The organism is Gammaproteobacteria bacterium (assembly GCA_029862005.1).
GTDB lineage: Bacteria > Pseudomonadota > Gammaproteobacteria.
The window spans coordinates 148,892-174,883 of record JAOTYD010000004.1 but is presented as its reverse complement, the minus strand read 5'-3'; the positions used below and the strand labels follow the sequence as shown (position 1 = coordinate 174,883).

The following is a 25,992-nucleotide window of genomic DNA, read 5'->3' as shown; positions in this document are numbered from 1 at the left end:
CAAGAGACTCGATAGTGCTTAATTTCTCGGATCTATCGCTGCGGCGTTCAACCACGCTGTTGTTCGAGGCGGTCGACCTCAAAGTTTACCCGGGCCAGAAGGTGGGCATTACCGGTGCGAATGGATGCGGCAAATCATCGTTGTTTGCACTGATCAGTGGTGAATTGTCAGCCGACCAGGGACAATTTTTTATGCCACAGGAGTGGTCAGTCGCAGCGGTTGAGCAAGAGACTCATTTGAGTTCACGCATCGCGCTTGAGTATGTCATTGATGGTGACCAGGAGTTAAGACAAATCGAGACCCGGCTCGCACAGGCCGAGATCGAGGCGGATGCTTCCATGATTGCAGGCTGTCATGAACGCCTGCAGGAAATTGACGGCTACCAGGCTACCAGTCGTGCGGCACGCTTAATGGCCGGTCTCGGTTTTGGTGAGGCCGATCATCAGCGACCGCTCAACAGTTTCTCCGGTGGCTGGATCATGCGGCTCAACCTGGCGCGAGCGCTGATGTGTCGTTCGGACCTGCTGTTGCTGGACGAACCCACAAACCACCTCGACCTGGACGCGGTGATATGGCTCGAGCAATGGTTGAAACGATACCCCGGGACGTTGCTACTGATTTCGCACGACCGTGACTTTCTCGATGCTGTCGTTAATGTCGTGGCCCATATCGAGAATCAGCATATCAAGCTGTATCGTGGCAATTACTCTGCTTTTGAAATACAGCGGGCCGAGCGTCTGGCGCAGCAGCAGGCCGCCCATCAAAAGCAGCAGCAGAGCATCGCGCACATGCAGCGCTACATCGAACGTTTTCGCGCCAAGGCAACCAAGGCCCGACAGGCTCAAAGTCGAATCAAGGCGCTGGAAAAAATGCAAATTATCGCACCCGCGCATATCGATTCACCCTTTCATTTCGAGTTTAGAGAGCCCAGGGCAATGCCAACTTCGCTACTCAAGCTGGATCGGGTAGCAACCGGTTATGCCGATAAAACCGTGCTTCGGAATATCGAGTTTTCACTGATTCCCGGCGAGCGTATTGGGCTGCTGGGTTTAAACGGTGCCGGCAAGTCCACATTTATAAAGCTGCTGGCAAACGAACTGCAGCCCTTCGAAGGAACCGTTACCCGTGCAAAAGATTTGCAGGTTGGTTATTTTGCGCAACACCAGGTTGAGCAGCTCGACCTCGAAGCACATGCACTGTTGACGATGCAACGGCTAGACTCTAAATTGAGCGAGCGTGAAATCAGGTCTTACCTCGGGGGATTCAATTTTCGGGGTGATAAGGTTCTGCAGGCCGTAAAAACCTTCTCTGGCGGCCAGAAAGCCAGGCTGGTTCTGGCCTTGTTGATCTGGCGCTGCCCCAACTTACTGCTACTGGACGAGCCAACTAATCACCTGGATCTGGAAATGCGCCTGGCACTGAACCAGGCATTACAGGGTTTTGAAGGCAGCGTCATTTTGGTGTCGCATGATCGCCACCTGTTGCGCAGTGTTTGCGATGACCTCTGGCTAGTGGATGATGGCATGCTGCAGCACTTCGAGCAGGACCTCGATCACTACCCGTCGTGGCTGGCACAGCGCAAGTCACGCGGCCAGGTTGCACCTGTTACGGCTACCAGGAATCCCCAGCGGGCTCGTCGTCAGCACAAGGCGCAGTTGAACCAGCTGAACCGGATAGAAAAAAATATTGCCCGGCTATGCGCCGTTAAAGAAAGCCTTGAGCAGGAGCTCGGTGACAGCACGATATATGATGCGGAAAATCGCGAAAGCTTAAATGCGAACCTGACGGCACAGGCCGAAAACAGCAAACTGCTGGCCCAGGCGGAAGAGGAATGGCTGCAGTTGAGCGAGTCGATCGAGCAGCGGGCGAACTAGCCGCTACGACATTTACAGACAATCTGCCCGAGGGTCTTGAGCGCATTTTCGTTGGCTTCATTCCACGGAGAACCGCAGTTGATGCGCAGATGATTGCGGAAACCTCGGGTTGCCGAAAACAGAATTCCCGGGGTTATCGCGATATTGTGCTCTAGTGCGCGATTGAAAATATCGATACTGTCACAACCCTGGGGCATTTCCACCCAGAGTACGTTGCCACCGTGAGGGTGCGAAACGCACGTGCCTTCGGGAAAGTTCTTGGCAATCATGAATCGACCGCGCTCGACCTGTTCGCGCATCGCCAACCGCAGGCGTACCAGGTGCCGGTCGTATTGCCCACTGCTCAGGAACTCGGCTAAAGCGAGCTGGTTGATCGATGACGTGGCCGAAGACCAGGCTTGTTTATACTGTAGAAATTTCTTGTAATAGCGACCCGCAATAACCCAGCCGACTCGATGACCCGGCGCCAGGGTTTTGGAAAAGGATGAACAGCTCAAAACGATGTTGTTGAGGTCGTAGGACTTGGCGGGGCGGGGCGGTTTGTCGCCGAAATAGACGCTGCCGTAGACGTCATCCTCGATTAAGGGGATATTGCGTTCGGCCAGCAGGTTAACCAGCGCACGTTTGTTTTCTTCCGGCATCTGGCAACCCAAAGGATTGTTGGTATTCGGAGATGCCATAACCGCTTTTATATCCATGGTGTCAAAGGCTTCTTCGAGCGCTTCCAGGTTCAACCCGGTAACGGGATCGGTTTCTATTTCAACCGCCAGCATTCCCATCTGCTCGATCATGCGAAGAACGGCAAAGTAAGTGGGGGATTCGACGGCGATGATGTCACCTCGCTTCGCCACGGTACGCAGACTGATGGACAGGGCTTCGGTCGCACCCGAAGTGATAATGACATCGTCTGCGCTGATACGGGTGTGGGTATGCGCGTATTGCTGTGCAATCTGTTCGCGTAGTTTGCGATCTCCGGGCGGAAACAGGTAGTCCATGCTTTTTTGAGGGTAACGGCTGACGATGCTGCGCGTGGCCCGGGTCAGCGATTTGACCGGCATGAAATCCATCGACGGATTCGAGGTACCAAACGGGGTTATGCGAGGATCGTTCGCGTTACGAAACACTTCTTCGAAAAGTTCACCGAAACGCACCCGACGCGCCTGGCGCCCGGTTGTGGTCGATTTGGCGATATCGTTTATCTGGTCGTCGAGGTTGTTGACGTAGAATCCGGATTGCGGTTTCGCGGTTAACACGCCCTGGTCCTCGAGGTTGACATAGGACTGGGTTACCGTCGCTATACTGACCCCGAGCTGCTTGCTGAGCTTGCGCAGCGATGGCACTTTATCGCCGGGTTTGAGTTCTCCTTTCTCGATCAATTCGCTGATATAGCGCGATACCTGGTCGTATTTGTAGGTTTCAGGGCGCGAAACTGTCATGTTAGTGGCCAACTGTATTGTAAGAATTTTAAAAAAACTGTAACTGTTATTGTAACAGTTTCGTCGATAGTATTGCATCATTGCCGGTGCGGCGGAAATGCAGAGCCGGTGAATAAGTTAAAACCCCCTCCTCCTCCTCAGGTTTTGACTGATATTTGACCCACCCTTATAAGGGTGGGTTTTTTTTGCATTTTGAACTACTGCGCTCGCATAGGCGCGATAAATAATTAAGCCGTTTCGTAACGCCCAAGCTGAAAACAGCCAGGCCCGCATTGACGGGGAAAAATGGCGCGCTCGGCGGGAATCGAACCCACGACCTTTGGCTTCGGAGGCCAACACTCTATCCATCTGAGCTACGAGCGCATCGAATTTCCTGAGAACCCTGTCAGGGCTGGGCCGTGATTGTAAACCATAGGTGCACTGTTTAGACAGGATCGCCAAATAATTTTTGCGAATTGCCTGCTTTTGGACGATAATGCCCAGCGTTTCTGAACCCGTCCTTTTCCTGGAGACAACCCGTGAGTGAAGCTCAAGTCGAAACTTTTTCGCCTCGTAATATAACCGTCCTCGGAGGTTTGTTGCTGCTCGCAGTTTTTATCGGAGAGGTTGTGATTGGGCAACACAGTGATGAAGAGGTGGTGGTAAAACCGGCAGATACCGTGGAAGACATGACAATGCGCCTGCAGCCAGTTGTTTCCCTCGAAAAGATGCGTTCGAGTATGACCGTTGCGTCAGCGACAGGAAATGCGGCGGATAAATCACCCGATCAACTCTACCAGAGTGCTTGCCTCGCATGTCATTCAACCGGTGCGGCGGGTGCACCTAAAATCGGTGACGCGGCGGCGTGGAAAACCCGCCTTGGCAAGGGTCTCGATGCAATGATTTCCTCGGCGATCAATGGAATCGGGGCGATGCCCCCACGCGGCGGGTCGCAGTTCAGCGATGACCAGATCCGTGCCACCATCGAGTATATCCTGGCCGAATCGAAGTAACATCGGATCCTCCCCGTAAGCAGTGATCAATAAAGCGGAGCAGGTCTCCGCTTTTTTATAGGTGGCGCTTATCTTGCCTGCGATAGGAAATCGCTTCGGCGATATGTGATTCGGAGATTTGTTCTGCAGCGGCCAGGTCGGCGATGGTTCGCGCCAGCTTGAGGAGTTTGTGATAACTCCGGGTACTCAGACGTAACTTATCGATAGCGGTGATCAGGATTCGTTCAGGCTTGCGGCCGAGACGACACACCCTGATGAGTTCCTGGTTTCCGAGGTGGGCATTGATGCATCCCTGGCGTGCCAACTGAAGGTCGCGGGCCACCGCGACGCGTTCCCGAATTTCGCTGCTGGTTTCTACCGTTTTTTGTTGCTCGACAATCAGTTGTCGGTGCTCGATCCGGGCCAGTTCGATCTGGATGTCGATACGATCCAGCAATGGCGCAGATAGTTTATTTCGATATCGATTCAATTGCTCCGGCGAACAGTCACAGACCTGAATCGAATCACAGCCCCCGGGGCAGGGATTCATCGCCGCGATGAGCTGAAATTGTGCCGGGAAATCAGCCTTTCCGGAGGCGCGCGAAATATGTATGCGCCCGGTTTCGAGCGGTTCACGTAGGACCTCGATTGCACGGCGATCAAACTCGGCCAACTCGTCGAGAAACAATACACCATTATGGGCCAGCGAGATCTCGCCGGGTCGCGGATTTCTGCCACCGCCCACCAGGGCGATGCCGGAAACGGTGTGGTGCGGGGACTGGAATGGTCGCTGCAGCCAGTTATCCGGGTTTACCGGCAGCTGGCAAACCGAACGTATCGTCGCGCTGGCCATCGCTTCATCTTCACTCATGGGCGGCAGAATCGTATTCAAACGTTGCGCCAGCATACTTTTACCGGTTCCCGGTGGTCCCATCATCAGCATATGGTGACCACCGGTAGCCGCAATTTCGAGCGCTCGCTTGCCCCTGTGCTGACCGTAAACATCGGCTAGATCAAGGCTCTCACAACAAGGCCTTGAGGGTTGCAAGGGATCAACCCGGGACAAGGTTCCGCCGCCATTCAGGCTGCTGCAAATTTCGGACAGCGAGGTTGCAAGCTGTATCGGTAAATCGCGTAACAGGGCCGCCTCGGGACAATTTTTTGTCGGAATGATCACGGATTGCCCGGCTTTTTTACTTGCGATCAACGCCGGCAGCAAGCCCTTGATCGGACAGCACTCGCCACTCAATGCCAGTTCACCAAAACACGCGGTGTTTGTCAGTGCAGTCGTATTGATCTGTTCTGAAGCTGCCAGGATTCCGAGCGCAATCGCCAGGTCGTATCGACCGCCTTCCTTCGGCAGGTCGGCGGGCGCGAGGTTGACGGTTATGCGTCGGGCTGGAAATTCGAAACGGGAGTTGAGAATCGCCGAACGCACCCGGTCGCGCGCCTCGCGCACTGCGGTCTCGGGGAGTCCGACCACGGTAAAAGTCGGCAGGCCATTGGAAATGTGCACCTCGACGCGAACTTCGGGTGCCTGCATGCCCAGTTGGGCGCGAGTTTTAAGCTGGGTCAGTGACATGTCAGAATCCTTTCTCAAATAATGATGCAGACCTTGTAGAAGCTATCTGCTGGACGCATCCCGCGTCATCGAGTGCAGTTTATCATGGAATTACCTTCGGTCGCCCCAACCCATTAGGCGACCTGGGAATCAGTTGTAGACGAAGGTTTTACCGACTTACCCGAATGCGTCGGAGGTCTATCCCCGATGGAATATTAGTATATTAGACAATAATTATATAATGTAAATACCATTTTTGAGGATAACTTGAGGGTTAATAACTATGAGTTTAAGAAATCAGATTGCCGCAGTAACGGCAACTATAGTGGTATTAGGTTTTACCGCGGTTAGTTCGGTATCTGTCGCTAGCCAGGACCAGGCAAACGCCTCTGAACACAAGTTCGAGCTTGCCAAGCAATATTACGGACAGTGTGTAGCGACGGACGCATCCGAGTTTGACGCGATTAGGCCCCAGCTGAAAGCATTCACCGATATGGAGGTGATGGCGGAGACCATGGCGGATCCGGCCAAGTTCATGAAGCTGATGGCCGTGGTTAACGATCCGCGCACGATTCACGTTATGACCAAGTGCGCCACCGAACCGGTCATGTGGGACACCTGGATGAACGGTATGACCGATTTCAATAAAATGAGCCGTGCCATGGGATATTTCATGAATCCCAATATGTACATGTCATGGATGATGGCGCCGATGAATCCAGCGATGTACCAGCCGATGATGCAGATGGCTGATCCCGCTTATTACACGCGCTGGATGAACGCGATGGCGAACCCGGCGTTTTACCAGCCGATTACGTCACTCGCTGATCCCAGCTGGTATACGCCGCGCGTTAACTGGATGATGAATCCGCAATCGATGCAGCCGATGTTTAACATGATGAACATGGGCGGTTACTTCGCCCCGGTTCCGACTGCCGATAACGCAACCGTCGAACCTGCAAACTAGGTTATAGTAGGGCGGCTGCGGGGATTTCCCTCGCAGTCGTTATCTTTACCAGGTACGGGAGAGAATCATGAAACCGAATATGGGAACCGCGGACCGGACCATTCGCGCTATTATCGGAATTGCGGCAATTGCAGCCTGGCCGCTTGGTCTTTTGGAAGGAACCCTCGGCATCATCGCGTTGGTGGCTGGTGTTTTATTGATTGCCACCGTGGTAACCGGCTGGTGCCCGCCCTACGATCTGTTAGGCATTAACACTGGCACCAAGGATAGCAGGCAGTAGGCCCAGGGGCCGTAGCTGGCCCCGCGAATTATTCCGGCGTTTTCTCGAGTTCCTTCAAGCGGGACTCGACCGCCTCCAGCTTTTCCCGGGTGCGTGCCAGCACGCGAGCCTGGAGATCGAACTCTTCCCGACTCACCATTTCAAAGTTAGCCAGTTGCTGCTGCAGCAGACTTTTCAGGCGCGCATCAAAGTCGGTTTTCACCTGCTGTAATCCCGGCGGCAGTAACTCGTTGATCTTCTCCGACAGTCGGTTAATGGATTGGTTATCAATCATATATGCCCCAATATAGTGCAATAAATTCTAAATTTGCATCGAGATGGTGCAATTTAGGGTTGTTAAGCCCCGATTCTAACCAGAATTTGCGTGTTTTCCCAGAGTCTCCAAAATCGAGCCCTGTTTTTGCGCGGAGATAACTTATGAAAATCATTACAGCGATCATCAAGCCGTTCAAGCTCGATGATGTTCGCCAGGCACTTGGCGAAATCGGGGTGCAGGGTTTGACCGTCTCGGAAGTCAAGGGATTCGGGCGCCAAAAGGGGCACACCGAACTCTATCGGGGCGCGGAATACGTGGTCGACTTTTTACCCAAGGTAAAACTCGAAGTCGCCATCGATGATGATCTGGTTGACCAGGCAATTGAAGCAATTTCCAGTAGCGCCAACACCGGCAAGATCGGCGACGGCAAGATTTTTATAACGACACTTGAACAGGTTGTTCGTATTCGTACGGGTGAATCTGGTCCGGCAGCGCTTTAGGAGGACAACATGGAAAACCAGATTTTTGAGTTACAGTATGCACTCGATACATTTTATTTTCTTGTCTGTGGTGCTTTGGTCATGTGGATGGCCGCCGGTTTCGCGATGCTCGAGGCTGGCCTAGTGCGCTCCAAGAACACGACCGAGATCCTGACCAAGAACGTCGCATTGTTCGCGGTTGCTTGCACGATGTACATGGTTTGTGGTTACTCGATCATGTACGGCGGTGGGGAATTCACGATGTTCCTGTCGGGCATTCTTGGTGATGGTGTTGCCGGTGCAGAAGAACCTGCGACCTATGCGCCAGCCGCCGACTTTTACTTCCAGGTCGTGTTCGTCGCGACCGCGATGTCAATCGTCTCCGGCGCCGTCGCCGAACGCATGAAGCTCTGGGCATTCCTGCTGTTCGCGGTTGTTATGACCGGCGTGATATATCCCATGGAAGGCAGCTGGACCTGGGGTGGGCAGTCCGTCTTCGGTATGTATACCCTTGGTGACCTTGGCTTCTCTGACTTCGCCGGCTCCGGCATCGTACACATGGCGGGTGCCGCCGCGGCCCTGGCGGGAGTGATACTGTTGGGAGCACGTAAAGGCAAGTACGGTAAACAGGGGCAGATTAAAGCGATTCCGGGCGCCAACCTGCCGCTGGCGACGCTCGGCACCTTCATCCTCTGGTTGGGATGGTTCGGGTTTAACGGCGGTTCCGTGCTGGCGACGTCGTCGGTTGAAAACGCTAACGCGGTCGCCGTCGTCTTCATGAATACCAACGCGGCGGCGGCAGGCGGCTTGATCGCCTCTATGATCGTGGCGCGTCTCATGTTCGGCAAGGCCGATCTGACGATGGCATTAAACGGTGCACTGGCGGGACTCGTGGCGATCACCGCGGAACCGTCGACGCCAACGCCACTGCTGGCCACATTGTTTGGTGCCATCGGCGGTGTACTGGTTGTCTTCAGTATCGTGGTCATGGACAAGCTCAAGATCGATGATCCGGTGGGTGCGATCTCGGTGCATGGCGTGGTCGGCCTGCTTGGCCTGCTACTGGTGCCAGTGACCAATGACGGTGCCAGCTTTTCCGGTCAAATTATCGGGGCATTGACCATTTTCATCTGGGTTTTCGTCGCCAGTTTCGTGACCTGGTTAGTGATCAAGATGATCATGGGAATACGCGTCAGCGAGGAAGAAGAGTACGAAGGTGTCGACCTCGCCGAATGCGGAATGGAAGCCTATCCGGAATTCACCGCTTCCGCCACGACGGTTTAATTCGGCACGATAGTCTAGTTGGAGAAAACGGGGTCGGCGTTCTGCCGACCCCGTCTTTTGTGTGATAACATATGGCCAATCGATCATTCAATGTCCGTCATGTTGTGTCATATTTACCGCAGTAACCTCAAGCTTGATACTTACCTTTACCTGCTCGATAAGGACGATTTTTCGATAATTCCACAGGAGTTACTGCGCGTCTTTGGCCCACCCGAATTCAGCTTCAGTTTTGATTTGACCCAGGAAAGAAAACTCGCCAAGGAAGATGCCGCCGAGGTGCTTGAGAATCTCACGCAGCAGGGTTATCACCTGCAGTTGCAGGATGATATCCTGGTCGAGCAAATGCTCGCGATGAAGGCGATGAACTAGAAACGATCCCTGAGCGCGTAGTAACTCATGCCGAGCACCAGTCCCGGCCAGCGCAGCAAATCGCCTCCCGGGAAAGCACGAGTCGGGATCGTGCCAAATAAATCAAAACTTTCGGCCTCACCGGCGATGGCATCGGCAATTAGTTGGCCCGCCAGTGTTGCCATTGCGACACCCTGGCCGGAATAGCCCTGTGCATAATAGATGTTGTGTTGGCCCAGTCGACCGAAATGCGGCATTCGATTCAGCGTCACCGCGAGGGCGCCGCCCCAGGCGTAGTCGATGCGGCAATCGACGAGCTCCGGGTAGATCTCCAGCATAGGTTTGCGTACAAAGTTTGCGATATCGGCCGGGAAGTTCTGACGGTAGTTTTCACCGCCACCGAACAGCATGCGCTTGTCGGCCGAGAGCCGATAGTAATTGACGACGAAACGTGAATCGGCGATGGCAACATCGCGTGGATTAATCCGTTTGAGCAGTGATTCGCCAAGCGGCTCGGTCGCGATGACAAAGTTATTGATCGGCATGATCCTGCCGGCAAGGCGCTGCTCGAGTTTCCCGAGGTAACCGTTACAGGCGAGTACGATGCTGTCCGCCTCGACCACGCCGTGATTGGTCATAATGCGGTTAGGGCTGCCTTCCTGGTAGCTTTCTACAATCGTCGATCGATACAGTTTGGCACCGGCAGCCAGTGCGGCATCGGCGAGACCCAGCGCATAATTGAGCGGGTGTAAATGCCCGGCACCCATGTCGAGGCTACCACCGTAGTAGCTGTCGCTGCCAACCAGCTCAGCCATCGCATCGCGCTCGAGGTATTCGACTTGATCGTAGTCATACTGGCGCCGCAGGAAGTCGACATAGGCTTCAGATTCCTTCGCGTACCCGGATCTATGGTCTGGATGCGCAATCCCGGGTTTCAAATCACAGTCGATGCGATGGTCGGCAATTATTTTTTTAGCCAGATCCTTGGCGGCCTCGGCCAGCTCCCAGAACTGTCGTGCCGCGTCGGCGCCAACCATTTTAGTGAGCGTGATCTGATCCTTGCGTTGGCCGCTGCAGAGTTGACCACCGTTACGTCCGGAAGCGCCCCAGCCCGGCTGACGTGCTTCCAGCAGCACCACGTCATAGCCCCGCTCGGCAAGGTGTAACGCGGATGAGAGGCCGGTATAGCCGCCACCCACCACGCAGACGTCAGCCCGGCGGGAACCGTCTAGTGGTGTCAGCTCGAGAACCCGGTTTTGACTCGCCTGATAGTAGGAGTTTGGGTAGTCTGCGGTGTCGCTGCGATCCTGGACCAGCTTAAAGGCCATATCGCCGCATTCAGGCAATCGCTTTCTGGGTCAGGTCGAGACACTGCCAGGCGCGTTCGATGAAAATATCGATTTCCGCCAGCTGCACGATCAGTGGTGGCGAAATAATCATGGCGTCGCCGACTGCACGCATCACCAGGTTATTCTCGAAACAAAAATCCCGGCAGATTGTGCCAACACCCTGGTCCTTGTCAAAGCGGACAAAGTTTTCCTTGTCCTTGACCAGTTCGAGTGCGCCTAACATGCCCACGCCGCGCACCTCTCCCACGAGGGGATGGTCGGCGAGCTCGCGCCAACGTTGCTGCAGGTAGGGCGCAGTAGCATCATGCACGATTTGTACAATATTCTCGCGCTGCATCAGTTTTATGTTGGCGATTGCGACCGCGGCACAGACGGGGTGACCCGAGTAGGTGTAGCCATGGTTGAACTCGCCGCCCTTGTTGATCAGGACATCCATGACGCGATCGGCAACCATGACGCCGCCGATTGGCAGGTAGCCTGAGGACAGGCCCTTGGCAATGGGCATCAGGTCGGGCTTCAAATCGTAGTAATTGGAGCCGAACCATTCACCGGTGCGACCGAAACCACAAATGACTTCATCGGCGACCAGCAGGATGTCGTATTGTGCGCAGATTTTTTTGACTTCGGGCCAGTAACTGTCGGGTGGCACGATAACGCCGCCAGCGCCCTGGATGGGCTCGGCAATGAAGGCGGCGACCTTGTCGACCCCGAGTTCCTCGATCTTGTCGGCAAGCGATTGTGCCACCTGGCGACCAAATTCCTCTCGATCTATATCCTTGCCGAGTTCGCAACGTTTCGCAAACCAGTTGGGCTGCTCGACGTGCACGATGTCGGGAATGATCCCGCCCTGTTTATGCATCTCTTCCATACCGCCAAGGCTCGAGCCGGCAATGGTGCTGCCGTGATAGGCGTTCTTGCGACTGATGACGACCCGTTTTTCGGGCTTGCCCATGGCTTCCCAGTAGCGCCACACGAGGCGCAGCACGGTATCGTTAGCTTCCGAACCGGAACTGGTAAAAAAAGCATGATTCAGATGCGTCGGGGTAACGTCCGCAAGCAATGCCGAGAGTTCCGCCGCCGGGGGCGTCGAGGTTTTAAAGAATGCATTGTAATAGGGCAGTTGCTGGATCTGCTGATGTGCTGCGTCGATCAGCTCCTGCCGGCCATAACCCATGTTGACGCACCACAGGCCCGCCATCATATCGAGCAGCTGGTTACCGTCCGAATCGGTCAGGTAAATGCCCTTGGCCGATTCGATAATGCGCGGCGGCTTCTGCAGCAGGTCGTTCGGGTTGGTAAACGGGTGCAGGTGATGGGCGCCATCCTGGGCCTGCCATTTTTCGGTGTTACTGGTTTTCATTGCGGTTGCCTGACTCATAGTATTCACCTCAGACTTTTAACAGTAGATGCTCCCGTTCCCAGGGGCTGATGACATTAAGAAAGTTATCGAATTCGACCTCTTTGACGCCAACATAGACATCGATGAAAGCGTCACTGAGCACGTCGCGCAATTCCCTGCAATCGGCAAGGCGCTGCAGCGAATCGTACCAGTGCCTCGAGAGTTGCATCGGTTGTTCGTAGGCGCTGCCGGTGAGCGCTTCGGTTGGTTTTAATCCCTGCTTCATGCCGATGAGACCACAGGCAAGCGACGTCGCAATTGCCAGGTAGGGATTAACGTCGGCGGATGCGATACGGTTTTCGACGCGCATCGACTTCGGGTTGTTTTCGGGGATGCGAAATCCCGTGGTGCGGTTGTCGTAGCCCCAGTGAAAATTGATCGGTGCCGACATCTCCCGTACGATGCGCCGATAGGAGTTAACGTAGGGGGACATCAGCGCCATCGCCTCCGGCAGATAGCGCTGCAGCCCGGCGATGTGGCTCAGCAGCAAATCGTTGGGCATGCCTTCCGGCGTCGAGAAAATATTTTCGCCCGATTCGATATCCTCGACGCTTTGATGTATATGCATCGCGCTGCCGGGTTGCGCCTCCATCGGTTTGGCCATGAAGGTGGCATACAAATCATGGCGCAGCGCGGATTCGCGCACGGTACGCTTGAACAGGAAGGCCTGGTCGGCGAGTTCCAGTGGATCGCCGTGCAGCAGGTTGATTTCCATCTGGCCCATGCCTTCCTCGTGAATCAGCGTATCGATTTCAAGCCCCTGTCCCTCGCAAAAGTCATACATGTCATCAAACATCGGGTCGAAGTCGTTGACCGCATCGATGTTGAACGATTGCCCGCTGCGCTCGGCCCGACCGGTGCGTCCCACCGGCGGTAACAGCGGATTCTTGGGATCGAGGTTTGGCTGCAGCAAGTAAAATTCCAGTTCTGGCGCGACCACCGGCTTCCAGCCCTCGGCGCGATAAATCTCCAGTACATTGCGCAATACCTGGCGCGGAGAAAAGGAGATCGGATTGCCTTCCATGTCGAAACAGTCGTGTATCACCTGGGCCGATGGTTCCCTGGCCCAGGGCAGCAAGCGGATCGTGTACGGATCGGGATGCAATACCATATCAACGTCGAGTGGATTAATTTCATCCGTGATATCAGGGTAATCACCGGTAACCGATTGCATGAAGATGGACTGGGGCATGCGCAGCGTCGTGGTGTCGGTGAATTTCGACGCCGGCATGATCTTGCCGCGTGCGGCGCCTGCCAGATCGGGCACGATACATTCCACTTCGGTAATCTGGTGTTGCTCGATCCAGTCTTTCATTTAGGGTCACGCGGTTGCAACGATGGAGCCTGGTGACAGGCGCCAGTCAGCAGTCGATAGCAATCAAGAATAGTTGAAAATCGGTAAACCGGGCAATTGTGATCACAAAAATATGCAAAGTCAAATTGTTGTTCTAGGCGGTGACGGTTTACTTAGTTTTGCTTGCGAATTAAGTAAACTGCCTCCGTTAATGAGGGATAATGGAAACCAAAGTCACCGAGATAGTTTTAATATTGTGCGAGAAGATTCTGATCACAAACGGAGGCCGTCGCCAGGGATCGGGACCAGGAGCCTAATTACAACCTGGGTCAAGATCTGTGTTTTTATCCTGGTCGCTTTAATCGGTTTAAAGTTGCTCGGCTTGCAGATATTCGTCAGGATTGATTTTGACGATAAACCCGTTCACGCGGCGCTAACGGAAATCGAGACCTACTATCTTCCACTGGGCCTGATGCTGGTTTACCTGGTGGCAGCATGGTTATGGGACATGTTTCTTGGCCCGAAAGATGATTAGCCTGTCAGTCCGGCGGACCGGACGCGGGGATGGGGCCTTTCGGGGTCACATTTGCCAGAATAATGCTTAAGCTTCCTCGCTCATACTTAACTCCAACGCGCGTTGTTTTTGCTGGCGGAACATGATCCATGCCGCGAGTAATACCCCAATCGCTACGACGAGAATGATGATCGTCGCGAGCGCATTGATATCGGGCCTCAAGCCTAAGCGTACGCGTGAGTAAATCAAAATCGGCAGCGTTGTTGCTCCAGGGCCGGTTACGAAACTCGCGATTACCAGATCATCCAGCGACAGGGTGAACGACAGCAGCCAGCCGGCCAGCATGCCAGGCGCGAGCAACGGCAAGGTAATATCGATTAGGACACGCAGGGGTTTGGCGCCGAGATCCATCGCTGCCTCCTCGAGGTCCTGTGCCATGCCAGCGAGGCGCGACTGAATGATGACCGCGACGTAGGCCATCGAAAAGGTGATGTGCGCGATTGTAATGGTCGTGAAACCGCGCTCATTGGGCCAGCCGATGGAATTCTGCAGCCAGATAAACAGCAGCAGTAATGACAGACCGGTAATGACTTCGGGCATGACCAACGGCGCCGAGATCATGCCGGTGAACAGCGTGCGTCCCTTGAAATGCCCGAAACGCACCAGGGCGAGTCCGGCGAGGGTACCGAGAATGGTCGCGAAGCAGGCATTTACGGTCGCGATTTTCAGGCTTAGCACCACCGCTTCCCAGATTTCCGGACTGTCGAACAGTAATTTCTCGTACCAGCGAACGGAAAATCCACCCCAGACCGGAACCAGCTTGGAATAGTTGAACGAGTAAACGATCAACATGAAAATGGGAATGTATAGAAACGCGATCACGAAGCACACCGCGGTGATCAGGAAAGTGGAGAGTCTGGCATTCACTTGCCTTCAACCTCCTTCGCCTGGATATGCTGGTACAGCATCATCGGAATGACCAGCACCAACAGCAAGGCGATCGCGACCGCGGACGCCACCGGCCAGTCGATATTCTGGTGGAATTCGTTGTACAGCACGCGGCCAATCATCAGCACGTTACCGCCACCGAGCAGGTCCGGGATGACAAATTCACCGGTTGCCGGGATAAACACCAGTAGCGAGCCCGCGATGATGCCCGGCAGTGTCATCGGCAAGGTCACGGTAAAAAAAGTTGTCATCGGCCTGGCGCCGAGGTCGGCTGCCGCTTCGAGGAGGGTCCAGTCGAGTTTTTCCATGTTGGCGTAGAGCGGCAGGATCATGAACGGCACATAGGTATAGACGATGCCGACGTAAACCGCGAAATGGGTGTACATCATGCGTAGCGGTTCGAAGCCCATCCAGGTGAGGATGTCGTTGATCAGGCCCTGGTCGTTGAGGAGGCCCATCCAGGCGTAGACGCGCAGCAGGAACGAAGTCCAGAATGGCAGGATGACCAACATTAACAGGATATGCTTGACGGTATGATTGGAGCGCACGATGGCATAAGCCATCGGGTAGCCGACCAACAAGCACAGGATGGTCGATATAGTCGAAATCTTGACTGAACTCAGATAAGTGTTGACGTAGAGATCGTCTTCCCACAGGTAAGCGAAATTGTCGACCACGACGCGGATTTGCATGACGCCCTCGTCCGCCCATTGGATCAAATCGGTGTACGGCGGGCTCTTCAGCGTGTATTCCGCGAAACTGATCTTGAGCACGAAGAAAAACGGAGCCAGGAAAAACAACAGCAGCCACACAAAGGGAACCAGTAGAACCAACTTGCGCCAGTGATGTTGTAAAAAATGAGTCAGTCGATGATGCAGCCGGTCTTGCGTCGTAACCTGCTCCGCGACAGCAGTTTCCGCCGGCGTGCTCACTTGGTCAATACCACCGAACTGGAAGGCTCCCAGCTCAAGTAGACTTCCTCGTCCCAGTCGATTGGTGGATTGCCGTCCTTTGGTCGATTCAGATTGGGCGATGTGATTTCAACGATGCGCTGATCTCCAATCAGGACACGATAGGTCGAAGTTCCACCCAGGTAACCGATATCGCTTACCATGCCTTTGATGTTGTTGGTGCTGGATTCACCGGGAGCTTGTTTGGAAATTTTTATCTTCTCCGGTCGTAGCGCGACCCAGACTTTACTGCCTTCCGGGATCGACATGCCGTGATCGATATAAAAATTACACGCCGGATCCTTACTCTCGACGACAACGTGATCAGTACCGTTTTCGGTGACACGGCCCTCGAACATGTTGGCGTTACCGATAAAATTGGCAACCAGGCGTGAATTCGGGAATTCGTAAATTTCGGTCGGGGTGCCGATTTGCTGAAAGCGCCCGACATCCATGACTGCGATACGGGTCGACAGGGTCATCGCTTCTTCCTGGTCGTGGGTTACGACGACGAAAGTGACACCGAGTTTTTCCTGGAGATTCATTAACTCGTATTGGGTTTGTTCCCGCAAACGCTTGTCGAGTGCGGCCAGTGGCTCATCGAGCAGCAGCATTTTGGGTTGCTTGATCAGCGCGCGTGCCAGCGCGACGCGCTGTTTCTGCCCGCCCGATAGCTGGTGCGGTTTACGCTTGCGAAACTGGGTCAGCTCGACCATCGCCAGCATCTCCTCGACGCGCTGGGCAATCTCCGCTTTTGAAGTGCCGTCGCGCTTCAAACCATAGGCGACGTTGTTTTCCACCGTCATATGCGGGAACAGCGCGTAGGATTGAAACATCATGTTGACCGGGCGTTCGTAGGGCGGGACATCGTTCATGTTAACGCCGTCGATTAAAATCGAACCGGAGGAGGGGGTTTCGAAGCCGGCGAGCATGCGCAGCAGCGTGGTCTTGCCGCAGCCCGAGCCGCCGAGCAGGCAGAATAACTCACCCTTAAAAATTTCAAGATCGACGTTATCGACCGCGGTGAAGTCGCCGAAGTGCTTGCTGACGCTTTGCACCTTGATGAAGGGTTCGGCGTCAGGGTCGAGCCAGGGACGGTCGTTATAATCTACCTGCTGTGACATATTCTCCCCATTATATGCCGACCAAAAAAATACCGGGGTGACTACTCACCCCGGTTTCGTCTTGCTAGTTTCCGGCCTTGAAGTTGGTCCAGGTCCGGGTGCGGACGCGTTCCGCCTTGGGCGGTAGGGGATTGAGCGTATACATGGTTGAAACTTGTGCCGCGGTCGGGAAAGCAGCTGTGCTGCTGGTAACCGCTTCGTCGATCAGCTTTTGTTGCACTGCGGTCTTGTTGGCGGTCGCATACCAGGTGTAGTTACTGTCGTTGGCGCCAACCTGCGGACGCATCATGTAGTTCAGGAACAAGTGTGCGTTCTCGATATTCTTGGCATCCCCGGGGATGACCCAGCCATCGACCCAGAAGTTCGGAATCGCCGGCAGGAAGAAATCGAGAACCACTCCGGTATTAGCTTCTTCAGCACCGGACATTGCGAGTAAGCCATCAGGCCCCCAGGTGACGGCGACACAAAACTCTTTTTCGGGCATGCGTTGATAGGCATAGTTATCAAAGGTTTTGATGTACGGACGAACCTTTTTCAGCATCTCTTCGACCTTCTGGTAATCGGCTTTGTTGGTTGAGTCCGGTTCCATTCCGAGGTAGGCGAGCGCCATCGGGATGACATCGGTGGGTGAATCGAGGAAAGAAACGCCGCATTTAGCCAACTCCTTCATATGCTTGGGGTCGAAAATCATATCGATCGAACCGATCGGTGCCTCCGGGTAGGTTTCCAGTACCAGTTCCCTGTTATAGGTCACGCCATGAGTGCCCCACATGAATGGCACGAAATAATTGTGGCCCGGATCCCACTTGCTGCCGATCTGCGCCATGACATCGGGGCTCATGTGTTTGAAGTTACTCAGTTTGGTCTTGTCGATTTTGCGTAATATGCCGCCCTTGGCCAGGCGCGCTACTTGCGAAGCCGCATGCGAAACCACATCGTAACCCGAGTTACCGGCGAGTAATTTAGAGTCGATCGCTTCGACGGATTCGTAGGGTGTGAAGGTGACGTCGATGTCATACTCTTTAGCAAAATTCTCGATGGTGTCCTCGGCCATGTACTCGGCCCAGTTACTGACGTTGAGCTTACCGGCTGCCGACGCGATCGACGCGCCTGTTAGCATCGCGACAGCGGTCAAGCCAACCAGCGTGGATTTTAAGGTAGTGTCTTTGTTCATAATTCCTCCTCGGAATTTCGTACTAGTTTTGAATGCCAAACTTATTATTGTGTTTTCAGTCTGTACGCTGGCTTAACGGCGCAAGGGAGCTGAAATATATTCGTAACGCGAAGACCTTAGCATAATGACGAATAGCCTGTCACATCAATAGTTTGAACCGATGTTAACATAAAAAAATCTGTTTTTGTGATCACATGAATTCGTATTCAGCACCTCCTCAGATTTGGGTAAATCGTATCGAATAACTCAAACACGGCCCGAATCGCGCGGTTGCGCTTAAATCCAGGTGGGCCTATGAGAAAGTTTTGCCACAGGCCGTCGATCATGCCCTCGATGCTGAGTGCGGCGGTTGCTGCTTGCAGGCGTGCGCCATGCTGAGCTTCAATGGCCTCGCATAGCGACAACAACTTGTCCGAAAACGCTTTATCGTGAGCGCCACAGACGCGCATGTACTTCGGCCGCGAGCGCGACTCGCCCCAGAAAGCAAACCAGACGCTGATTTTCCTGCGGTTACAGATCTGTGGTGCGAACGATGCCTTGATGAGTGCGCAAAGCTGGGCTAGTGGATCCGAATCGGCGGCTGCCAGTGCCGATTGCCAGTTTGACAGGTATTCATCGCTGAGATAGCGCAGGGTCTGGTCGAGTAATGCTTCCTTGCTTTGAAAATGGAATACGACGTTTCCCTGCGACAGACCGGCGCGTTCGGCAATGCGGGCGAGCGTGGTTTGTGACATGCCGAGCTTATCGATGCAATCCATGGTCGCATCGATCAATTGCCGCTTGCGAAAATCACTCTGGCTTTTGCGATTACGCCCGGCGAAATTTTTTTCGGTAACAGGTGTTGCCAAGATTTATAACCCTGTAATAATTGGGGGTAACCTTACCTATTACTGAGTAAATGGTCAATAAAAATAGCTATATTATTGAAATATATTGCAAAAATATAATAAATAAATAAAATACATGAACTATTGACGAATATTCTCGGGGGCGTACAGACATGAGCACATCAGCAGAACTCAAGCAAAACGACAATTTATTCATTCATCCCTGGGACGATATTGTCAAAATCGGCGGTCATCAACGCACCCTGTTAAATAAGGGTGAGGGCGTTTACGTAACCGATAGCGAGGGTAACCGTCTGCTCGATGCGCCTGCTGGCATGTGGTGTGTCAATATCGGTCATGGCCGTGAAGAGATGGCGCGGGCGGTTTATGACCAGATCATGGAGCTGCCCTACGTCTCGCCGTGGTCGATGACCACGGGGCCCGCGGCGGAGTTTGCGGCAATGATTGCGGAGCAGTCACCCGGTGATCTGAATCATGTTTTCTTTACCACCGGTGGTTCGACCGCGGTCGACTCGGCGCTGCGCTTTGTGCAGTTTTACAACAACGTGCGTGGCAAACCGAGCAAGAAAAAAATCATCGCGCAAAAGCGGGGTTACCACGGCAGCACCTATCTCGGTGGCAACGTTTCCGGCAAGGAGCGCGACAAGAACAACCTCGATATGGAAATTGGCCTGGTGCATCACATCGAAGCACCGCATCCGCTGTACAAGCCTGCGGATCAGTCTGATGCCGACTTTCTCGATGCCTGCGTGGCGAATCTCGAGAATATGATTGCCGAGGTAGGCGCGGACAACTGTGCGGTATTTGTAGCCGAACCGATTCTTGCTTCGGGTGGTGTCATCGTGCCGCCTGAAGGCTATCATCAGCGTTGTCTCGAGGTCTGTCGTAAAAACGATATGCTCTACCTGTCGGACGAGGTCGTCACCGCATTCGGCCGGCTCGGCCACTGCTTCGCGTCGGAAGACGTGTTTGGCATTGTCCCTGACATTATTACCACCGCGAAGGGGTTGACCTCGGGCTATATCCCAATGGGTGCTTTCCTGGTTTCTGATCGACTGGTTCAGGAGATCAAGGACCAGGGCGGTGATTCGGTGGTGTTCTCAAATGGTTTTACCTACTCGGGACATCCGGTCGCAGCTGCCGCTGGAATCAAGAACCTGGAAATCATGCTACGTGAAAACCTGTTCGAACACGCACAGGAAATAGGGCCATACATGCAGCAGCAGATGCAAACCCTGCGCGATCTGCCGATTGTCAGTGACGTGCGTGGCAAGGGATTGATGGCCTGTGTCGAATGCGAGTTGAAGCAGGGTAGCGGCGATCTGGCCATGGACTATGAAGTCGGCAACCTGATCGATAAGCATTGCCAGGCGATGGGATTGATTGTGCGGCCGATCATCAATATGTGCGTGATGTCACCGCCATTGACCATCACCAAAGAGCAAATCGATGAGATGGTTTCAATTTTGCGCCAGGGAATACTGCTGGCAATGGAAGAAGTGAACTCGCTGGAGGCGGATCACCAGTCCGGCGGTCATCACCATCCATCTCCGGCTGCCTAGTCAGCAGGCATTAATTCGAACAGATGTGGTTCCAGGTATCCCTCGAGGTTAAGTGATGAAATTTGTATCTGCACAGGAAATATATCAAGAGGCGGGTAGCCGCAAAGGCTTGCCTGCCTGGACTTATAACAATGACGAATTGACCCAGCTCGAAATGGAGCAGGTATTCCTGAGCAACTGGATGTTTGTTGCGCATATTTCCGACCTGCCCAACAGCGGCGACTACCAGTGTTTCGCGATGGCCAACGAACGCGCCGTCGTGGTGCGCGACCAGGGCGGGCAAGTGCGAGCATTTCATAACGTTTGCCGGCATCGCGCATCGCGCGTCGTCGCCGACGACAAAGGACATTGCGGCAAGGCTTTCATCTGCCCGTTTCACGGTTGGTCATACAGCCTGGATGGCACGCTTAAAAACATTCCGAAGGCAAACGCTTTCCCCGAAATCGACAAATCGCAGTTCGGACTTAAGCCGCTCGACTGCGAAGTCTGGCAGGGCATGATATTTGTGCGTTTCGGCGGTGATGGTCAATCAGTCGCTGAGCTTTTTGCCGACGCGGCGGAAGAAATCGGGCTTTATCGCATCGACGAAATGCAGCTGCTTGACGAACCCTATCAATACAATTTTGATCTCGACTGGAAAGCGGTACTCGATATCGACAACGAGGGTTACCATGTGCCGGTTGGCCATCCCGAGTTGTTCGACCTGGTAGGCTCGACTTATACCGATCAACCACTCGAGGGTAGCTTGAACCGGACTTATGGCGTTATCAATCAGCGCAAGCATCGCCTGCAGCGCAATCGTGACTACGTCGCGGCATTACCCGCGGAAAGTTATCTGCCGGAGTCGCATCAAAATCTGTGGATCTACTGGGGTCTGTTTCCCGGTTTCGTGCTGACGCTGTTCCCTGACCAGATCGAGATTTACCAGATTTACCCGACCGGGAACCAGCAGAGCGTTATGGCGGGCGTGACCTATGCCCTGCCTGACGACCGCCCCGAAATGAAAAAAGCGCGCGAACTCAACCGCGATATCAACTCGGATGTCGGCAAAGAAGATATACGACTGATCGAGTGGGCGGCCGCAGGCATGCGCTCGAGCGCGTTTGATGGTGTTCTACTATCGGATCTGGAACTGGGGATAGGTTCGTTTCAAAACCGATTGCGCGAAATATTGCCGGTGGTTTCACTTGACGAGGCCCCCGCCGCGGGCAGCCTGCGGCAGGTTAACGAACGCCTGTTAGCCCAGGGGAAAGTGGCGGCCGTAAACTTAGTCCATGACGCGTGACCCGCGCTACGATCCGCTGTTCGAGCCACTGAAAATAGGGCCGGTTACAGCTCCCAACCGGTTCTACCAGGTGCCGCATTGTTCCGGCACGGGCTATCACCGACCGCAAATGATGGCCGCGATGCGTGGCGTCAAGGCAGAAGGTGGCTGGGGGGTAGTCTGTACCGAGTATTGCTCGATCGATGCGAGTTCCGATGATACCCCCTATCCGCACGCCAGCCTGCGCGATGATGACGATGTTTGCAACCTGCGGTTGATGACAGAGAAGGTGCATGCACACGGCTCGCTCGCCGGGGTAGAGCTCTGGCATGGCGGCCATCGAACGGCCAATCTCTACACTCGCGAGGTTGCGATCGATGTGAGCAGTTTGCCGAATGATGCCACCGCGGGAATCCCGGTACAAAGCCAGGCCATGAGTAAAACTGATATACGGGCGTTTCGAAAAATGTATCAGGATGCTGCACGCCGCGCGGTCGAAGCTGATTTCGATATTGTCTACGTTTATACCAATCATCATTACCTGCTGCATAATTTCCTGTCGACCAGTTTAAATCAGCGCAACGATGAATACGGGGGGTCGGTCAAGAATCGTACCCGCCTGTTGCGCGAGGTTATCGAAGACGTCCACGAAGCGATTTCACATCGCAGTGCGCTTGCCGTACGCTTCTCGATTCCGATTGACTATGAAAACGACCCCGACGAGCTGCTCGAATGTTTCAAGCTGGTCGCTGAAATGCCCGATTTATGGGATATCACGGTGACCGATTACAGCTACGAGATGGGCAGCTCCCGTTTTGTCAAAGAGGCGGCGCACCAGGATGCCGTGGCTAAAATCAAGTCGATGACGAGCAAGCCCGTGGTCAGTGTTGGCCGGTTTACGTCTCCGGATACAATGCTGACGCAGATCAAGGGCGGGGTGCAGGACTTCATTGGCGCCGCGCGGCCGTCGATTGCCGACCCGTTTCTACCGGCCAAGATCGACCAGGGGCGCCTCGAAGATATTCGCGAGTGTATCGGCTGTAACGTCTGTTATGCACACGACACCCTCGGTGCGCCGATTCGCTGTACGCAGAATCCCACCATGGGTGAAGAGTGGCGCCGCGACTGGCATCCCGATCGTATCGAAGCGCGCCATGCCGATGAGTCGGTTCTGGTCGTTGGTGCCGGGCCTGCAGGTCTCGAAGCCGCCTGCGCGCTCGGCCAACGAGGTTACCGGGTTATCCTGGCCGAAGCCGGGCACGAGCTCGGTGGACGGATCAACCGGGAATCACGCCTGCCCGGAATGTCCGAATACAAGCGCGTACGTGACTGGCGCCTGGGTCAGCTGGTACGTATGGCAAACGTCGAAATCTATCCGGATAATCGGCTTGATGTGGACTCGATTCTTGAGCTCGATAGTCAGCATGTCCTGCTTGCCACCGGTGCGCACTGGCGCAGCGACGGCGTTGGGCGCTGGAGTGACACGGCCTTCGCCGGCTGCGAGCAGGACAACGTGATCGGGGTTGAGCGAGTCCTGGATGGATTGGTACCCGGCGGACATGTGGTTATCTACGACGATGATCATTATTATCTGGGCAGCACGATCGCACTTAAGCTGTGCGCGGATGGTGTAAAGGTGACCATGGTTACCCCAAAAACCATGCTTGCTGACTGGAGCCAGCATACCGAGGAGCATTCATTGACCATGAAATCATTGATCGAGGCCGGAGTCGATATCATTACCGCCAAAGGGCTGGTTGGCTGGGAATCCGGTACCGTCAGGCTGGAATGTGTTTTCAGTGGAGTCCGGTCGAGTATCGAAACGGATTACCTGGTTCCACTAAGCACGCGCATTCCAAATGACGAATTATGGCAGCAACTGGATGCGCGGCATGATGCATTTCGGGCAAAGGGAGGACTGTCGCTGCAACGTATAGGTGATTGCCAGGCACCCGGCATCATTGCGGCGGCCATCTATGCGGGACACAAGGCGGCACGCGAACTGGGACAGGATGAGGTCAAATCCAAACGTGATCGAGTGGTGGTGTAATGGTCAGAGATCCAAAATACGATATTTTGTTCGAGCCGGTGCAGATCGGCCCGGTAACGGCGCCGAACCGGTTTTTCCAGGTACCGCACTGTAATACGCTCGGCCATGGCCGTCCGCGCGCCGAAGCAGCCAATCGACGCGTCAAGGCCGAGGGTGGCTGGGGCGTGATCTGTACCCAGGAAGTGGAAATTCACCCGAGTGCCGACATTTCGCCCTTTATCGAGGGCCGTATCTGGGATGAGCGCGACATTCCCCAGCACCGGCTGATGACCGATGCGGTGCACGAGTACGGCGCACTTGCCGGGATTGAGCTTGCCTACAATGCGCTTCACGCGCCGAATCACTACAGCCGTATTGCGCCGATGTCGCCAAGCGGGACCGTCGCGCACGGGAGCCACCCGATCCAGGCCCGTGCGATGACCAGGCGCGACATTGCCGATGTGCGCCGCTGGCATGTAGAGGCGGCGCAACGGGCCAGGCAGGCCGGTTACGATATCGTCTACGTTTATGCCAGCCATGATATGGGCCTGTTGCAGCATTTTTTCAAAACCCAGTACAATCAGCGCAGCGATGAATATGGCGGTAGCCTGGAAAACAGGGTCAGACTCACGAAAGAGATTCTCACCGACGTCAAGGAAGCTGTTGGACATGACTGCGCCGTCGCGTTTCGTTTTGCGACTGATGAGTTACTGGGCGCTGACGGTTTGCGGGCAGAATCGGAAGGGCGCGATATCGTCGCTATGCTCGCCGAAATTCCGGACCTCTGGGATGTCAATGTCAGCGGTTGGGACAACGATTCGGCGACCACGCGCTTCGAACCCGACGAGGGTTACCAGGAACCTTATACCGCTTTTGTCAAAACCCTGACCAGTAAGCCCGTGGTCGGCGTTGGCAGATTCACGTCTGCGGATGCGATGGTGTCGCAAATCAAACGCGGGGTGCTCGACCTGATCGGTGCGGCGCGACCCTCGATTGCTGATCCATTTTTACCCCGCAAGATCGACGAGGACCGTATCGAGGATATTCGTGAATGCATCGGCTGCAATATTTGTGTGGCACAGGACAACCTGGCGGTGCCGATTCGTTGTACCCAGAATCCAACCCAGGGAGAAGAATGGAAGCAGGGCTGGCATCCGGAAGAAATCGAGGCCGCGGTCAGTGAAGATCAAGTGCTGGTCATCGGTGCCGGTCCGGCAGGGCTCGAGGCTACGCTGCAGTTGGCCAATCGCGGCTACCAGGTAACACTGGCCGAAGCCGGCGAGTTACTGGGTGGAAGGGTCACGCGTGAGAGCGAGTTGCCCGGGATGGCGAGCTATGCGCGCGTGCGTGACTACCGCGAGCACCAGATCAGGCAAAAACCCAACGTCGAAATCTACCTGGGCAATCACCTGAGTGCGAACGACGTTATCGAATTACAGGTACCGCATGTGTTGGTTGCCACCGGCGCGCACTGGCTCCGGGACGGTACCGGTCGCAAACATGCTTTTCCGATTGAAGGCGTCGAAAACGTCTCGGTGTTAACCCCGGACGATGTGCTTGCCGGTGCAGAAATCGGTGGCGGGGTACTGATTTACGATGACGATCATTATTATATGGGCAGTACTATCGCCGAGCTTTGTCGTACCCGGGATCATGAGGTCTGCCTGGTGACGCCACAATCGAAGGTGTCGAGCTGGACCGAGTACACACTGGAGCAGGAGAAAATACAGGCAAGATTGCTGAATCTGGGCGTACAGATAATCGTTTCGCACCAACTGCTGGAAGTTGCCGAGGGTAAGGCAACGATTGCGAATATTTACAGCGATCGGCATCAGCAGCAACTCGATTTCGAGACCCTGATCATGGTGACTTCGAGACAACCGGATGACGTTTTGTACCACGCGTTACTGAGGCAGGAGCATCGTTTCAAAACCCTGCGCGCAATTGGCGATTGCAACGCACCGGGTACCGTCGCGGCCGCGGTTTACGACGGTCACTCGGCCGCGCGGCACCTGGAGTCAGAACAGGATATCTACGCGCCCCTGTTCGCTCGTGAAATGCCCGCTCTGGATTGAATACGG

General features: G+C 54.6%; 23 protein-coding genes and 1 tRNA gene. 12 read left to right on the top strand and 12 right to left on the bottom strand.

Annotation, left to right across the window (positions count from 1 at the left end):
* The first annotated feature begins 14 nt into the window (after positions 1-14).
* Positions 15-1,874 carry an ATP-binding cassette domain-containing protein gene (locus tag OES20_04790; GenBank protein ID MDH3634004.1) on the top strand — a complete coding sequence of 620 codons (1,860 nt, stop codon included), beginning with the start codon at positions 15-17 and terminating at the stop codon, positions 1,872-1,874.
* Here OES20_04790 and OES20_04785 read toward each other — a convergent pair.
* Together OES20_04785 and OES20_04780 are read right to left on the bottom strand one after the other, a co-directional pair.
* Positions 1,871-3,310: a PLP-dependent aminotransferase family protein gene (locus OES20_04785; protein MDH3634003.1), complete on the bottom strand. Its 1,440-nt coding sequence runs from the start codon at positions 3,308-3,310 to the stop codon at positions 1,871-1,873. The genes OES20_04790 and OES20_04785 overlap by 4 nt on opposite strands.
* A 286-nt stretch (positions 3,311-3,596) precedes the next feature.
* Positions 3,597-3,673: transfer RNA gene (locus tag OES20_04780), tRNA-Arg, on the bottom strand.
* Positions 3,674-3,828: 155 nt separating this feature from the next.
* On the opposite strand from OES20_04780, the gene OES20_04775 reads away from it, so the two are divergent.
* On the top strand, positions 3,829-4,302 hold the full coding sequence (locus OES20_04775) for a c-type cytochrome (protein MDH3634002.1): 474 nt from the start codon (positions 3,829-3,831) through the stop codon (positions 4,300-4,302).
* A 55-nt stretch (positions 4,303-4,357) separates the two neighbouring features.
* Here the strand turns inward: OES20_04775 and OES20_04770 are convergent, their stop codons facing one another.
* On the bottom strand, positions 4,358-5,863 hold the full coding sequence (locus OES20_04770) for a YifB family Mg chelatase-like AAA ATPase (protein MDH3634001.1): 1,506 nt from the start codon (positions 5,861-5,863) through the stop codon (positions 4,358-4,360).
* 262 nt (positions 5,864-6,125) lie between these two features.
* Here OES20_04770 and OES20_04765 point away from each other — a divergent pair, with 262 nt between their 5' ends.
* A complete protein-coding gene (locus tag OES20_04765; GenBank protein MDH3634000.1) occupies positions 6,126-6,809 on the top strand; it encodes a hypothetical protein in 684 nt (227 codons plus the stop codon).
* Positions 6,810-6,876: 67 nt separating this feature from the next.
* Positions 6,877-7,089 (top strand): DUF2892 domain-containing protein, encoded by a 213-nt coding sequence (locus tag OES20_04760; GenBank protein MDH3633999.1) that lies wholly within the window; start codon positions 6,877-6,879, stop codon positions 7,087-7,089.
* Between the two features lie 28 nt (positions 7,090-7,117).
* On the opposite strand, the gene OES20_04755 is transcribed toward OES20_04760, so the two are convergent.
* Complete coding sequence (locus OES20_04755; protein MDH3633998.1) at positions 7,118-7,363, bottom strand: accessory factor UbiK family protein; 246 nt, start codon at positions 7,361-7,363, stop codon at positions 7,118-7,120.
* A gap of 143 nt (positions 7,364-7,506) precedes the next feature.
* Between OES20_04755 and glnK the strand changes: the two genes are divergently transcribed.
* The 3 genes from glnK (at position 7,507) to OES20_04740 (ending at position 9,477) form a co-directional block, all read left to right on the top strand.
* Entirely contained in the window at positions 7,507-7,845 is a 339-nt protein-coding gene (glnK, locus tag OES20_04750; GenBank protein MDH3633997.1) for a P-II family nitrogen regulator, read from the top strand.
* A gap of 9 nt (positions 7,846-7,854) precedes the next feature.
* A complete protein-coding gene (locus OES20_04745; GenBank protein ID MDH3633996.1) occupies positions 7,855-9,108 on the top strand; it encodes an ammonium transporter in 1,254 nt (417 codons plus the stop codon).
* 99 nt (positions 9,109-9,207) lie between these two features.
* Positions 9,208-9,477, top strand: coding sequence for a YcgL domain-containing protein (locus OES20_04740; GenBank protein MDH3633995.1), 270 nt, complete (start codon positions 9,208-9,210; stop codon positions 9,475-9,477).
* Here OES20_04740 and OES20_04735 read toward each other — a convergent pair.
* The 3 genes from OES20_04735 to OES20_04725 are packed head-to-tail and all read right to left on the bottom strand — an operon-like array spanning position 9,474 to position 13,519.
* Positions 9,474-10,784 (bottom strand): FAD-binding oxidoreductase, encoded by a 1,311-nt coding sequence (locus OES20_04735; protein MDH3633994.1) that lies wholly within the window; start codon positions 10,782-10,784, stop codon positions 9,474-9,476. The two genes, OES20_04740 and OES20_04735, sit on opposite strands and share 4 nt — an antisense overlap.
* Positions 10,785-10,794: 10 nt before the next feature.
* Positions 10,795-12,165, bottom strand: coding sequence for an aspartate aminotransferase family protein (locus OES20_04730; GenBank protein MDH3633993.1), 1,371 nt, complete (start codon positions 12,163-12,165; stop codon positions 10,795-10,797).
* A 28-nt stretch (positions 12,166-12,193) separates the two neighbouring features.
* Positions 12,194-13,519 (bottom strand): glutamine synthetase family protein, encoded by a 1,326-nt coding sequence (locus tag OES20_04725; GenBank protein MDH3633992.1) that lies wholly within the window; start codon positions 13,517-13,519, stop codon positions 12,194-12,196.
* 352 nt (positions 13,520-13,871) lie between these two features.
* Here OES20_04725 and OES20_04720 point away from each other — a divergent pair, with 352 nt between their 5' ends.
* Positions 13,872-14,033, top strand: coding sequence for a hypothetical protein (locus tag OES20_04720; GenBank protein MDH3633991.1), 162 nt, complete (start codon positions 13,872-13,874; stop codon positions 14,031-14,033).
* A 66-nt stretch (positions 14,034-14,099) separates the two neighbouring features.
* Here OES20_04720 and OES20_04715 read toward each other — a convergent pair whose 3' ends face one another.
* The 5 genes from OES20_04715 to betI form a co-directional block, all read right to left on the bottom strand.
* The gene (locus tag OES20_04715; GenBank protein ID MDH3633990.1) at positions 14,100-14,939 is read right to left on the bottom strand and encodes an ABC transporter permease subunit; all 840 of its coding nucleotides are present in this window, start codon (positions 14,937-14,939) and stop codon (positions 14,100-14,102) included.
* Positions 14,936-15,901 carry an ABC transporter permease subunit gene (locus tag OES20_04710; protein MDH3633989.1) on the bottom strand — a complete coding sequence of 322 codons (966 nt, stop codon included), beginning with the start codon at positions 15,899-15,901 and terminating at the stop codon, positions 14,936-14,938. Before OES20_04710 ends, OES20_04715 begins: the two co-directional genes overlap by 4 nt.
* The gene (locus tag OES20_04705) at positions 15,889-17,034 is read right to left on the bottom strand and encodes an ABC transporter ATP-binding protein (protein MDH3633988.1); all 1,146 of its coding nucleotides are present in this window, start codon (positions 17,032-17,034) and stop codon (positions 15,889-15,891) included. The genes OES20_04710 and OES20_04705 overlap by 13 nt, the downstream gene beginning before the upstream one ends.
* 64 nt (positions 17,035-17,098) lie before the next feature.
* Complete coding sequence (locus OES20_04700) at positions 17,099-18,208, bottom strand: extracellular solute-binding protein (GenBank protein MDH3633987.1); 1,110 nt, start codon at positions 18,206-18,208, stop codon at positions 17,099-17,101.
* A gap of 206 nt (positions 18,209-18,414) precedes the next feature.
* Positions 18,415-19,056, bottom strand: coding sequence for a transcriptional regulator BetI (betI, locus tag OES20_04695; protein MDH3633986.1), 642 nt, complete (start codon positions 19,054-19,056; stop codon positions 18,415-18,417).
* A gap of 152 nt (positions 19,057-19,208) precedes the next feature.
* Between betI and OES20_04690 the strand changes: the two genes are divergently transcribed.
* The 4 genes from OES20_04690 to OES20_04675 are packed head-to-tail and all read left to right on the top strand — an operon-like array spanning position 19,209 to position 25,986.
* The gene (locus OES20_04690) at positions 19,209-20,618 is read left to right on the top strand and encodes an aminotransferase (protein ID MDH3633985.1); all 1,410 of its coding nucleotides are present in this window, start codon (positions 19,209-19,211) and stop codon (positions 20,616-20,618) included.
* 55 nt (positions 20,619-20,673) lie between these two features.
* Positions 20,674-21,903 (top strand): aromatic ring-hydroxylating dioxygenase subunit alpha, encoded by a 1,230-nt coding sequence (locus tag OES20_04685; GenBank protein MDH3633984.1) that lies wholly within the window; start codon positions 20,674-20,676, stop codon positions 21,901-21,903.
* A complete protein-coding gene (locus tag OES20_04680; protein MDH3633983.1) occupies positions 21,893-23,932 on the top strand; it encodes an FAD-dependent oxidoreductase in 2,040 nt (679 codons plus the stop codon). The genes OES20_04685 and OES20_04680 overlap by 11 nt, the downstream gene beginning before the upstream one ends.
* Positions 23,932-25,986, top strand: a complete 2,055-nt coding sequence (locus tag OES20_04675; GenBank protein ID MDH3633982.1) for an FAD-dependent oxidoreductase — start codon at positions 23,932-23,934, stop codon at positions 25,984-25,986. Before OES20_04680 ends, OES20_04675 begins: the two co-directional genes overlap by 1 nt.
* Positions 25,987-25,992: the final 6 nt, after the last annotated feature.